The organism is Pseudomonas reinekei, assembly GCF_001945365.1.
Lineage (GTDB): Bacteria > Pseudomonadota > Gammaproteobacteria > Pseudomonadales > Pseudomonadaceae > Aquipseudomonas > Aquipseudomonas reinekei.
In genome coordinates, this window is the sequence record NZ_MSTQ01000021.1 from 1 (window position 1) to 12,811 (window position 12,811).

At 60.2% G+C, this 12,811-nt stretch carries 11 protein-coding genes and 1 pseudogene; 1 reads left to right on the forward strand and 11 read right to left on the reverse strand.

Annotated features, from left to right (window positions below; translation table 11 throughout):
- Positions 1-147: 147 nt before the first annotated feature.
- The 3 genes from BVK86_RS24665 to BVK86_RS24675 are packed head-to-tail and all read right to left on the reverse strand — an operon-like array spanning position 148 to position 4,403.
- On the reverse strand, positions 148-3,024 hold the full coding sequence (locus BVK86_RS24665) for a type VI secretion system Vgr family protein (RefSeq protein ID WP_075948871.1): 2,877 nt from the start codon (positions 3,022-3,024) through the stop codon (positions 148-150).
- Positions 3,025-3,059: 35 nt separating this feature from the next.
- The gene (locus tag BVK86_RS24670) at positions 3,060-4,094 is read right to left on the reverse strand and encodes a hypothetical protein (protein WP_231977854.1); all 1,035 of its coding nucleotides are present in this window, start codon (positions 4,092-4,094) and stop codon (positions 3,060-3,062) included.
- Positions 4,095-4,148: 54 nt separating this feature from the next.
- Positions 4,149-4,403, reverse strand: a complete 255-nt coding sequence (locus BVK86_RS24675) for a PAAR domain-containing protein (RefSeq protein WP_075948943.1) — start codon at positions 4,401-4,403, stop codon at positions 4,149-4,151.
- Between the two features lie 319 nt (positions 4,404-4,722).
- Here BVK86_RS24675 and BVK86_RS24680 point away from each other — a divergent pair.
- Positions 4,723-4,845: pseudogene (locus BVK86_RS24680) on the forward strand (EscU/YscU/HrcU family type III secretion system export apparatus switch protein); the annotation flags it as partial.
- Between the two features lie 133 nt (positions 4,846-4,978).
- Here the strand turns inward: BVK86_RS24680 and BVK86_RS24685 are convergent.
- From BVK86_RS24685 to BVK86_RS24720, 8 genes are read right to left on the reverse strand one after another with little or no spacing between them, the layout of a single operon-like run.
- Positions 4,979-5,371, reverse strand: coding sequence for a DUF2802 domain-containing protein (locus BVK86_RS24685; protein ID WP_075948873.1), 393 nt, complete (start codon positions 5,369-5,371; stop codon positions 4,979-4,981).
- On the reverse strand, positions 5,372-5,857 hold the full coding sequence (locus BVK86_RS24690; protein ID WP_007980742.1) for a chemotaxis protein CheW: 486 nt from the start codon (positions 5,855-5,857) through the stop codon (positions 5,372-5,374).
- Positions 5,858-5,898: 41 nt separating this feature from the next.
- Positions 5,899-6,867, reverse strand: a complete 969-nt coding sequence (locus BVK86_RS24695; RefSeq protein WP_075948874.1) for a CheW domain-containing protein — start codon at positions 6,865-6,867, stop codon at positions 5,899-5,901.
- A gap of 1 nt (position 6,868) precedes the next feature.
- Positions 6,869-7,657, reverse strand: a complete 789-nt coding sequence (locus BVK86_RS24700) for a ParA family protein (protein WP_056853002.1) — start codon at positions 7,655-7,657, stop codon at positions 6,869-6,871.
- Positions 7,658-7,697: 40 nt separating this feature from the next.
- On the reverse strand, positions 7,698-8,588 hold the full coding sequence (gene motD / locus BVK86_RS24705) for a flagellar motor protein MotD (protein WP_075948875.1): 891 nt from the start codon (positions 8,586-8,588) through the stop codon (positions 7,698-7,700).
- A gap of 12 nt (positions 8,589-8,600) precedes the next feature.
- Positions 8,601-9,341 carry a flagellar motor protein gene (locus BVK86_RS24710; protein WP_075948876.1) on the reverse strand — a complete coding sequence of 247 codons (741 nt, stop codon included), beginning with the start codon at positions 9,339-9,341 and terminating at the stop codon, positions 8,601-8,603.
- Complete coding sequence (locus BVK86_RS24715) at positions 9,341-10,471, reverse strand: protein-glutamate methylesterase/protein-glutamine glutaminase (protein WP_075948877.1); 1,131 nt, start codon at positions 10,469-10,471, stop codon at positions 9,341-9,343. The genes BVK86_RS24710 and BVK86_RS24715 overlap by 1 nt, the downstream gene beginning before the upstream one ends.
- 49 nt (positions 10,472-10,520) lie before the next feature.
- A complete protein-coding gene (locus BVK86_RS24720) occupies positions 10,521-12,788 on the reverse strand; it encodes a chemotaxis protein CheA (protein WP_075948878.1) in 2,268 nt (755 codons plus the stop codon).
- Positions 12,789-12,811: the final 23 nt, after the last annotated feature.

The following is a 12,811-nucleotide window of genomic DNA, read 5'->3' on the forward strand; positions in this document are numbered from 1 at the left end:
CGAACGCACGCGCGCCGTTCACCAGCGGTTCGAACGTCGCGGGCACCGGATGGTATTCGGTGTTCTGCACGAACCACGGCAGGTTGAGCTGGCATGACATGGTTTTGCTGGTGGCGATCGGGACAGTAATCGTGGGGATAGTCATCTTCAAGCCTCCGGCTTCGGCGAGTTCAGTTGGGTATAGGCCTGGCGGAACTGACTGGCGTCGTCCGGGGGCGTGATCTCGGGATGTGTCTGGCTCGAATGGCGTTGAAAACCCTGATTCGCCCGTTCGGCGTTGTCCGGATCATTCGTGTAGTCGCCGGTCACCGGAACGTTGTACTTGACCCCGTTAGCCAGCTCGATGCGGTAACGGCCGGTGGTGACATGATGATCAACGGCGATTTGGCCGCTGGCATCCATGACGCCGTTCCCCGCCGGTGCGCCATCGGCGAACACCTTGTAAGGCATGCCTGCCCAAGGCTGATAACCTGCGACACTGCTTTGACCCGCCATCAACGCGAGCGATTGCCTGAGCGAGGCCGTGGGCCACGCCGGGCTGTCGCGATTGAGTTGCGCCGGACCGCTGAAGTTTTTTTTCACGCCCTTGACGTCCACGCTGCCGGGCGCATGGATTTCGATGTTGCCCTCCTTGATACGGATGTAGGCACCACCGCTGGTGAGAAGGATTTCATCCTGCGCGGCGATCTCGACGCTACGGGCCGTGGACGTAATGCGCACGCTGTCCTGGGCGGTGAGCTCGATGGATTCGCTCTGCGCCTGTATTTCGATTTTTCCTTTGGCCGCAAACAGTTTGGCGCCCGCGGCCTGGGCGAACAGGCTGATGCTGTGTGCCACGCTGGCCAGTAACGATTGACCACTGGCGAGGTTGATGTCTTCGCCGGTCGAGAGCGTCAACTGCTTGCCGCTGTGCAGGTGGGTATTTTGGGGTGTCGCTGTGACGATGTCGGCAGGGGCCGAGGCGATCAACAGCGGCTTGTGGTAGCCAGACGTCTGGCCCCGCCCGCCGCTACTGATTGCCGCAGCCGTGTCGCCGCCATTGCGCAGTTGCCGGTCGTTGCTCGCCAGGCCCCTGTCTGCGCTGCCGTAGCGCATTTGCGTGTCAGCGTTCAGTTGATCAAGGCTGTCGATGCCTCCCGGCATCGGCAAGGCATTGTGTTGCTGAGCCAAGCCGGAGAGTGCCTTGACCCGCTCTTGTGCGTCAGTCAGTTGCTTGCGGACTTCCTGAATATCAAGCTGGCCGCCCTGAGCGTTGTTGCGTGGCCATGTGCTGAGATACAACCCCTGTTGTGCACGCAAGGCCCCGTAGGCATCCGTGCGCAACTCAAAACCGCTGCCACGCAAGGCGCCACGCTGATTACCTTGCTGATCGATCAGGTAACCAAGGTTCAGCTGGCTGTGCCCATGACTGCTGTGAATCTGGGTCCGAACCTGTTCGGTGGAGTCGTCCATCACCCACTGGTTGTACCCACGCCCCTGGATTTCCTGGCTTCTATAGCCACTCATCAAACCACTGGAGTGCCAGGCGGGCTTATGTCCTCCGTAGACCTGGCCCATCACCAAGGGTCGGTCGATGTCATTGTCGAGAAAGGTGATCACGACCTCCTCCCCCGAGCGAGGTACGTTCACACTGCCCCAGCCCTCGCCACTGCTGGCCTGCATCATGCGCAACCAGCATGAGCCCAGCTCGCCATCCTTGACCAGCCGGTCCCAATGGAAGCGCACGCAAATCCGGTTAAGGCTATCGGTAAAGACTTCGCGACCGCTCGGGGTCACGACGACGGCCGTCTGCGAGCCCGGATTGGCAGGTTTCGCATGATCGAACGGGCTGCGATAGGCAACGTCCAGACGCTGGGCCTCAAACCGGTTCAGGTAAAAACCTTCGCTATCCAGGGAAAGCGGTGTCCGCACGTCCTCAGGTTCGAAAGGAGATTTCAGGCTACCGGGCGGCCGGGGTCGATTTTTGCCTATTGGCAGGTTGCTTTGGGCATAGAACTCGACGGCGATGATCAGGAACTGGCAGTCCTTACCGGTCTTGTATGCGTACAACGGGTGTTGGGTCAGCTCGAAGCCTCGGCCCGGTTGCATATGTCGCACGCCACCTTGTCCATGGATGCGCCTGGCCGCTGATTCGTCCTGCTCAATCTGCACCCGGCCGAGCCAGTTGCCTCGATCATGATTCTGCCAGGCGTATTGCCCCCGATATTGATATCGCTGGAGATCGGGCGGCGCCGATGCCGCAGGCAGAGCGCGTACTTGCGTGAACTGTGCTCGGGCATGAGAGAAATAGTCGTTGCTGCTGGATTGCACCACTCCATTGAGCAACCGGGCACCGGGGCTCCACTGAGTGACGCTGTCCAGCCGGTCTGCTGCGTGTTGCGTATGGAACCGCAGGGTCGCAGGGTCAAGCGTCGGCAGGTGCAAGTTATTATCGGTAAATACGATGCAGTGCCTGTCCACCTCATGTTCCACATACCAGAACAAACCTTCTTGCTCGCACCAGCGTTGCACGAAATTGGCATCGCTTTCGTTGAACTGGGTGACATAGGACAGCCGCGGATATTCCTGTGACAGCTCGAAGCGATAAGCATCACGCGCCTGGCTGTAGTGCTGGAACACCTGAGCGAAAATGTCGGGAAGGCTCACTTCCTGCCAGATCCTGCAATCCATTCGATGCTCCAGCAGACTGAACCAGGGAGCAAAGACCAGTTGCCAATCCTCGAAAGCGCCGTCGCTGCCAAGGTAACGCACGCTTTCTATCCAGCCATGCCGGGGACTCAGACTGCCGTCATCCAGCTTGATGCTCAATTGCACCGCTTGACCGATGAGTTGCTCCGGATCGAATGCCGTGGATTGGTTGATCACGTCGACCGTGTAACGAGGCACACGCCCCAATCGTTCCTGAGCATGGGCACGCAGCGCATACAGTTGTTGTCCCTGCGGCGTCGTGATGTGCAACAGTCGCCCGGCCTGGCTCAGCGACGGATCAACCGAAGCCAGTGCGATGTCAGTAATGGAATTCACTCTTGAAACTCCCTGTTTCAACTGTCCTTGAAGTTTCAGCCAATCAGCCAACCTTGCGGCTGGTTGAGCTGAGTACGGTCCAGCAACCAGACAACGCAATCAGCGTCCGCACTGGCGATAAGTCCGGCAAAGCCTATTTGCACCCATTGCTGTGTCACAGTCCCAAACCGGGTGCGAATCGGGTTGATGCAAGTCGGCTGATTGAGATCCAAACGAGGCAAGCAATCCCCGGCGTATTGACGCAACTGGCCGATGCCCTGGCGATCAAGCGCACTCTCACCGATCAGCACGTTTACCCGCGTCGGATCGATGCCCGTTCGCTCACCCAGTTTCAGCATCATTTGTTCAAATGCCTGAGTGTCGTTGCATCCCCGGGAGCTGTGCGAGCCGTGATCCAGACTGATCGGCGCGAACAGTGTTGGGCAGTCCACGGTCGTTCGTTCCAGCTGTTGCGGCTGACGACGCAACAACACCGCGCAAACCGCTTCGCCCGCCACCTCATCTGCCGCACAGGCTGTTACTCGTTCTTCACAGGCCCAGGAATCGACGCTCAGGCACAGGAGAAATTGTGCGGCGGCCCGGCTTCCAGGCAACGCTGCCAGCCACTGCGCTGGCGCTTGCATCTGTAGGTCAAAACCACGCATGGGCGACAGTTCAGGCGGCCAGAGGTACACAACTCGGTCAAACCAGTCGAGGGCACTCACTGCATCAGGAACAAACAACACGACCTGGGTGTTGGACCAGTCGATAGACGCCCGCAAGGCTGTTGACCATTGATTCAAAGCTGCGTGGAGAACCTCGCTGCAGCGATTGAAAGCCCCGAGTTCCGGTCTACCCGCAGCGGGGGTCGCAAGACGGCTGATGGGTTGACGCAGGCCGCACGCATTGATCAGGCGTGAATCGTGAGTGAAGCCACCAAACATGCCAGACAGCTCACTGGCGTCTAACGGAGAATCAAAGACGCCATAGGGCAACCAGATCCAGGTCCGGACCATGCTGGCGCAGGAGGCGTTGAAATCGGCCGTGGGAAACACAGCCTCAAACTGGCGCTGTCTGTTCTCCTGGGCCAATCGCCGCTCGGAGATGCGATCGTAAATACTTGTGCGGGTTGTCATCTCTAGCCCTTAGAGAACACCGGTGTCGTTCTGCGTAGCAACCAGCGTCGCACCACAGGCGGTTGAATCCCCTTCGCGAGCGACCGCTCTGTCGTCGACCTGCAGGGTTTCGTCGCCACTGACAATGGTGCATTCACCATGGGCACAGGAAACGCGATCGCCGAGCCTCGCCACGGCAAGATCATTGATGAAAGTCGAAGGAGAACCCTCAAGCACTTGTCCTCCTTCAGAGGTCGGGTCGTTGATCACAATGATGGGGCGCAAGAAGGACGTCCGTGTTTGAAGCTGGGCGGTCAAGAGACGCGCCAGGATTGAATGAAGTCGTGGCAGATCGAGAATTCCCGGGATCGATCCCACCCACGCCATCGCATCAGCTCAAAACAGTAAGCAATTGCGACCGCCGAACGTTACTGATGGCAGTGAAGTGTCACAAGTCGGACCATTCCTTGATTCATGTAGCCCGCGTCCTAGGACGTGTAGCCTGCGTCCTAGGACCGAGTCTGAATGAGGGTTTGGAGTGAGGCGTTACTAAAACGCCGAGAATCAGAAAACGGCAACCGAGGCGGGTTTTGTGATGAATCGCTACTTGACGATTGCCGAGATCATCGCGTTTGCGTGGAATCTCAAAGGCAAGTTTCCAGCGGGGCAGGATCCGGATGCGCCGATGGTCGAGAAGGATGTGACTGAACGCGGGGATGATTACTGAGGTTTCATAGGCCTCATCGCGAGCAGGCTCGCTCCCACCATGGATCTTCAGTGGACACGAATATGGTGTCCGTCCTCGAATCCCTGTGGGAGCGAGCCTGCTCGCGAAAGCGATTTCGGCCAGTACGCCAAAATCAGTTCTTGTGAAGCTTGCTCATCAACTCCGCCTCAGCCTGGGTCAAGCCGCAGGACTGGGTCAGTTCGTCGACGCTTGCGCCCATGCCAACCAGTCGTGCCGCCTGGGCGAACGACAGGCTGGTGGGATCGCGTTGTTCCAGCTGGACCAGTTTGTCCGGCAATGGCGCGACGATCGCGCGCAGTTCGTGCAGGTCTTCACCCATGCGCACATTGCCATTCTGATAGTCGTCAACACGCTTGTTCAGGTCCTTGATGCGCTGATCGCGCAGCGCATCAGCTTGGGCCTGTTGTGCGGCGATCTGCTTCTGAGCGCGAATGTACGCCAGGAACATTGCCAACGTGCCTGCCCAAAACAGGAACAGGACAATGACCGCAACCTCAAGAATCAATCAGATACTCTCCAGTTCCGACCATTCTTCTTCGCTCATCATCTTGTCCAGTTCGACCAGGATCAGCAGTTCGTTGTTCTTGTTGCACACGCCTTGAATGAACTTGGCGGACTCTTCGTTACCGACGTTCGGCGCGGTTTCGATTTCCGACTGACGCAGGTAAACCACTTCGGCCACGCTGTCGACCATGATCCCGACGACTTGTTTGTCGGCTTCGATGATGACGATACGGGTGTTGTCGCTGATCTCGGCATTCATCAGGCCGAAGCGCTGGCGGGTGTCGATCACGGTGACCACGTTACCGCGCAGGTTGATAATGCCCAGCACGTAGCTCGGGGCACCCGGGACCGGGGCGATTTCGGTGTAGCGCAGGACTTCCTGAACGCGCATCACGTTGATGCCGTAGGTCTCGTTATCCAGCTTGAAGGTGACCCATTGCAGGATCGGATCTTCGGAACCTTTTGCCGCCGTTGCCTTGTCATTCATACCCTGACCCCTCAAGAAACCGCCCTAGCGGTGTTGTTCTGTTATGTAGTTTTGTGGGTCGGCTTGCTGCCGCCCATGTGCTTTGCCCCACCGCTGGCAATCAACTCGGCCAGCGCGGAAACGTCGAGCAACGCACACATGTGTTCAATCACCGTGCCCGCCAGCCATGGCCGTTGACCACGGTGACTGCGCCACTTGATTTCGTTCGGATCCAGACGCAACGAGCGGCTGACCTGATGCACCGCCAGCCCCCATTCATAGCCCTGGACGGAAATGACGTATTGCAGGCCTTGCTTGAAATCGTCGCGATAACGGTCGGGCATGACCCACCGTGCGGTATCCAGCACTTTCAGGTTGCCGGCCTGGCTCGGCAGAATGCCGAGGAACCACTCCGGTTGACCGAACAACGGCGTCAACTCGTGTCCGGCCAAAGAATAAATCGAGCCCAGGCACACCAGCGGCACCGCCAGGGTCAACCCGGCGACATCGAACAACAGGCATTCGAACGGCTCGGCAGCCCAGTATGGACGACCGTCGGTTTCCACTGGTGGCGGTGTGATGGCGGGCGGCAAATGAACTTCGACCACCGGTGCAACCAGGGCTTGCTGGACTTCGACGACTGTCGGCTCCGGCGCGTGCTGCACTTGGGCAACAGGCGTGACCAGTGTTTGCAGCAATGGCGCGATGGTCGAGACCGGCGACAGGATCGGTGCGGACGCTTCCATCACGGCAACGGCCAGGGGCGCCGGCACGTCCACCGGCACAGCGGCCTTGGCGACAGGCTCGGCAGCTAGCCTGGCCTGCTCGGCATCACGGGCCTGCTCTTCAAGTACCGCGGCCTGGAACTCATCGATTACCGCTTCGGCTTCGGCTTCGGCTTCGGCCAACTCAGGCTGCGCTTCAACCGCCGATAACAGGTCGTCGGTCACCTCTTGCAGCAGGTTGTCCAGGTAAGACTGCAGCGCCAGTTGCGGGCGCGACGTGAGCTTCAATGGCCGGTCAAGACTCATCTCACGCCACCTGCGGAACGAGTTGTGCCGCCAGCAGATGCTTGAGCAGGGCGCGATAAGCGAGGACGCCACGGCTCTTGCCGTCGAATTGCGAAGGGGTCAATCCGGCCCGGCTGGCATCGCGCAGGCGGGTGTCCACCGGGATGTAGCCTTGCCAGATCTCTTCCGGAAACTTGTCTCTCAGCACACGCAGCGTGCCGAGTGAAGCTTGCGTGCGACGGTCGAACAAGGTCGGCACGATGGTGAACGGCAATGCCTGTTTGCGCGAACGGTTGATCATCGCCAACGTGTTGACCATGCGCTCCAGGCCTTTGACCGCCAGGTGTTCGGTCTGCACCGGAATCACCAGTTGCTGGCTCGCCGCCAAGGCGTTGACCATCAGCACGCCCAGCAGCGGCGGGCTGTCGATCACGGCATAATCGAAGTCTTGCCACAACTGCGCCAGGCTCTTGGCAATCACCAGGCCCAGGCCGCTCTGCCCCGGCGACTGGCGCTCAAGGGTCGCCAGCGCGGTACTGGAAGGCAACAGGGAAATGCGTGGGTCGCTGGTCGACAGCAACAGCTGGCCCGGCAAACCCTGGGGAACGTTGCCCTTGTGCAGGAACAGGTCGTAGTTGCTGTGCTCGAGGCTATCGGGGTCGTAACCGAAATAGCTGGTCATCGAGCCATGGGGGTCCAGGTCGACCACGACCACGCGCTTGCCCGCCTCGGCCAGTAAACCGGCTAAAGCGATGGAGGAAGTGGTTTTACCGACACCACCCTTTTGATTGGCGACTGCCCAGACTCTCATTCGGATTGTTCCACCCGGTCGGTGTCAACCGGGAAATAGCTCAACGTGTTAATGCGGGTGACGGAGAATTGACGGCGCTCTCTCGTACCGGCGACTTGACCGGGGTCGGTGCAGTTTGTGTGCCAGCACGCTTCAACGCGGCATCCGGTTGCGCATTAGCCGTACCAGTACCGGTCAGGCTGCGGCGTACATCGAGATTGCGCGACACCACCAGCACCACGCGACGGTTACGCGCCCGGCCTTCGGCCGTGGCGTTATTGGCCACTGGCTGGAACTCGCCGTAGCCCACCGATGCCAGGCGACCGGGGTTCACCCCTTGCATCGCCAGCATGCGCACAATGCTGGCCGAACGGGCCGATGACAGTTCCCAATTGGTCGGGTACTGCGCGGTGCGAATCGGCTGATCGTCGGTAAAACCTTCGACGTGGATCGGGTTGTCGAACGGCTTCAGGATGGCCGCAACCTTGTCGATGATATTGAAGGCGATGTCGCTGGGCATGGCATCGCCGCTGCCGAACAACAAGCTGGAATTGAGTTCGATCTCGACCCACAACTCGTTGCCGCGCACGGTCATCTGGTTGGACTGGATCAGATCGCCGAATGCCGCGCTGATGTCGTCGGCAATGCTTTTCAGGGGATCGCTGGCACCGGCAACACCGGCGTCCACCTGCTCACTGTCCTTGACCAGTGGTTTGGCCGGGGTCACGGTCTTCGGTCGCTCTTCACCAATCGGAATCGGCTTGAGCGCACGGTCGGAGTCGGTGAAGACGCCGATCAGCGCCTCGGAAATGACTTTGTATTTGCCTTCGTTGATCGAAGAGATCGAGTACATCACCACGAAAAAAGCGAACAGCAGCGTGATGAAATCCGCGTAGGACACCAGCCAGCGCTCGTGGTTAACGTGTTCTTCCTGATGTCGACGACGAGCCATGAGGTTATTCCCTTAGTCCATGAAGCCTTGCAGCTTCAACTCAATGGAGCGTGGGTTTTCACCTTCGGCGATCGACAGGATCCCTTCCAACAACATTTCGCGATAACGCGATTGGCGCAACGCAATGGATTTGAGTTTGGCGGCAATCGGCAGCAGCACCAGGTTGGCACTGGCCACACCGTAGATGGTGGCGACGAACGCCACGGCGATACCGCTGCCCAGTTGCGATGGATCAGCGAGGTTGCCCATGACATGAATCAGGCCCATGACCGCACCGATGATACCGATGGTCGGCGCGTAACCGCCCATGCTCTCAAAGACTTTGGCAGCCTCGATATCGCGGCTTTCCTGGGTGTAGAAATCCACTTCGAGAATGCTGCGGATCGCTTCCGGCTCGGCGCCGTCTACCAACAATTGCAGGCCCTTGCGCGAGTAATTGTCGGATTCGGCGTCAGCGACCCCTTCCAGGCCCAGCAAGCCTTCCTTGCGTGCCGTCAGGCTCCAGTTGACGACGCGATCGATGCCACCGGCCAGATCGACACGCGGCGGAAACAGAATCCACGCCAGAATCTGCATGGCACGCTTGAAGGCGCTCATCGGTGATTGCAGCAGGGCCGCGCCGATGGTCCCGCCGAGTACGATCAAGGCCGCCGGGCCGTTGGCCAGTGCACCGAGATGACCGCCTTCGAGGTAGTTGCCGCCGATGATCGCGACGAACGCCATGATGATGCCGATAAGGCTCAGAACATCCATCAGATACACGCCTCGACGATGTGCCGGCCGATATCGTCCAGGCTGTACACCGCGTCGGCGAGTTCAGCTTTGACGATGGCCATCGGCATGCCGTAGATCACACAACTGGCTTCATCCTGTGCCCAGATCGAACTGCCGCCCTGCTTGAGCAGGCGCGCGCCTTCGCGACCGTCGGCGCCCATGCCGGTCAACACGACCGCCAGAACTTTGTCACCGTAGGACTTGGCCGCCGAACCGAAGGTGATATCGACACACGGTTTGTAATTCAAACGTTCGTCGCCCGGCAGGATTTTCACCGCGCCACGGCCGTCGATCATCATTTGCTTGCCGCCCGGTGCAAGCAGGGCCAAACCTGGGCGCAGGATGTCGCCATCCTCGGCTTCCTTGACGCTGATGCGGCACAGCTTGTCCAGACGCTCGGCGAACGCCTTGGTGAAGGCGGCGGGCATGTGCTGGATCAGTACGATCGGTGCCGGAAAGTTGGCCGGCAACTGGGTCAGGACCCGCTGCAAGGCAACCGGACCGCCCGTGGACGTGCCGATGGCCACCAGTTTGTAGGCTTTGCGTTTCGGCGCGGGCGACGATGCCGTCGGCACAGGGGGACGCGGCGCAATAGGTGTCGGCGCCGGGCGTACAGGCGCACTGCTGCCGTAACTGCCGACGCTCGAAGGCGCAGGTGTCGGAGCGGGAGCGGCCACAGGGGCCGGTGCGCTATATGTGCTGACGCGACGATTGCTGCGCGAGATGCTCAGGATCTTTTCGCACAGCAGTTGCTTGACCTTCTCGGGATTGCGCGAGATGTCTTCGAAATTCTTCGGCAGGAAGTCCACCGCGCCGGCGTCCAGCGCATCGAGGGTCACCCGGGCGCCTTCGTGGGTCAGCGAGGAAAACATCAAGACCGGGGTCGGGCAGCGCTGCATGATGTGCCGCACCGCCGTGATGCCGTCCATCATGGGCATCTCGTAGTCCATGGTGATCACGTCCGGCTTGAGGGCCAGTGCCTGATCGATCGCCTCTTTTCCGTTGGTCGCCGTGCCGACGACCTGGATATTCGAATCCGCTGAAAGAATTTCCGAGACGCGGCGGCGGAAAAACCCCGAATCATCCACCACCAGGACTTTGACTGCCATAAACACTCCGTTAGACGGAGCGAGGCTCAGTCGCCCCGCTCCACCAGAATCAAATACGCCGTGCGGCGTAACGCTTGAGCATGCTCGGAACATCGAGAATCAGCGCAATGCGACCGTCACCGGTGATGGTGGCGCCCGACATGCCCGGGGTTCCCTGGAGCATTTTGCCCAATGGCTTGATGACGACTTCTTCCTGGCCCACCAGTTGATCGACGACGAAGCCGATCCGCTGGGTGCCCACCGAAAGGATCACCACATGGCCTTCGCGCTGCTCTTCGTGAGCGGCCGAGCTGACCAGCCAGCGCTTGAGGTAGAACAATGGCAGTGCCTTGTCCCGCACGATCACCACTTCCTGACCGTCCACGACGTTGGTGGTCGACAGGTCGAGGTGGAAGATTTCGTTGACGTTCACCAGCGGGAACGCGAACGCCTGGTTGCCGAGCATGACCATCAGCGTCGGCATGATTGCCAGGGTCAACGGCACCTTGATGACGATCTTCGATCCCTGGCCCTTGGCCGAGAAAATGTTGATCGAACCGTTGAGCTGGGAAATCTTGGTTTTCACCACGTCCATGCCCACGCCACGACCCGACACGTCGGAGATCTCGGTCTTGGTCGAGAAGCCCGGTGCAAAGATCAGGTTGTAGCACTCGGTGTCGCTCAGGCGATCGGCTGCATCCTTGTCCATCACACCGCGTTTCACCGCGATGGAACGCAGGACGTTCGGGTCCATGCCTTTGCCGTCATCGGAGATCGACAGCAGGATGTGGTCGCCTTCCTGCTCTGCGGCCAGGATCACCTTGCCGCCACGGGCCTTGCCCGATGCTTCGCGTTCTTCCGGCGATTCGATACCGTGGTCGACCGCGTTGCGCACCAAGTGGACCAACGGGTCGGCAAGGGCCTCGACGAGGTTCTTGTCGAGGTCGGTTTCTTCGCCGACCAGTTCCAGGTTGATCTCTTTCTTGAGCTGGCGAGCCAGGTCGCGAACCAGACGCGGGAAGCGCCCGAAGACCTTCTTGATCGGTTGCATCCGGGTCTTCATGACCGCTGTTTGCAGGTCGGCCGTGACCACGTCAAGGTTGGACACGGCTTTGGACATGGCTTCGTCGGCGCTGTTGGCACCGAGTCGGACCAGGCGGTTACGCACCAGCACCAGTTCGCCCACCATGTTCATGATTTCGTCCAGGCGAGCGGTGTCGACCCGCACGGTGGTCTCGGCTTCGCTGGCCGGTTTTTCCGCCGGTGGCGCGGCCGGGGCACGGGCCGGAGCCGGTGCAGCAGCGGCAGGTGCCGGTGTTTCGGCTTTCGGCTCAGGGGCCTTGGCCACCGGTTTCGGTGCCGCAGCCTTGGCGACAGGCGCCGCAACCGCTGCGCTGGCAGCGGTTGCCGTTCCTGCGGTCGCGCCCACTTCAGTGAACTTGCCTTTGCCGTGCAGCTCGTCGAGCAGCGATTCGAATTCGTGATCGGTGATCAGGTCGCTGCCGGCCGCCGCAGCGGTTGGCGCGGCAGGAGTCGGCACCGAAGCGATGGCCGATTCCAGCGCATCAACGGCAAAGTTACCCTTGCCGTGCAGCTGGTCGAGCAGTGCTTCAAATTCGTCGTCGGTGATGTCCGAGCTGTCGCCCGCCGCTTTCGGAGCCTGCGGCGCGGCAGGGGCAGCCGGTGCAACGGCATCAACGGCGAACTGGCCTTTACCGTGCAACTGGTCGAGCAACGACTCGAACTCGGCGTCGGTGATTTCGTCGCTGGCCGCCGCATCGCCAGCCGGTACCGGAGTAGCCGTCGGCGCCTCGGCCTGGGCCTTGACGGCGTTCAGCGAGTCCAGCAGTTGTTCGAATTCATTGTCGGTGATATCACCCGACTCGCTTTCAGCGGCAGGTTCTTCAACCACGTGGGCGACAGGCGCAGGTGCAACCTCGTCGGCCGATTGCGGCTCGGCCAGACGGGCCAGCGCCGCGAGCAATTCTGGTGTGGCAGCCGTGATCGGGCTGCGTTCGCGGACTTCGCTGAACATGCTGTTCACTGCGTCCAGCGCTTCAAGAACCACGTCCATCAATTCCGAGTCAACGCGACGCTCACCCTTGCGCAGGATGTCGAACACGTTCTCGGCGATGTGGCAGCACTCCACCAGCTCGTTGAGCTGGAGGAAGCCGGCGCCCCCTTTTACAGTGTGGAAACCGCGAAAAATTGCATTGAGCAAATCCGCATCATCCGGCCGGCTTTCCAGCTCGACCAGTTGCTCGGACAGTTGCTCTAGAATCTCGCCGGCCTCAACCAGGAAATCCTGAAGGATCTCTTCATCGGCGCCGAAGCTCATTAATGGTGTGCTCCTACAGGTCT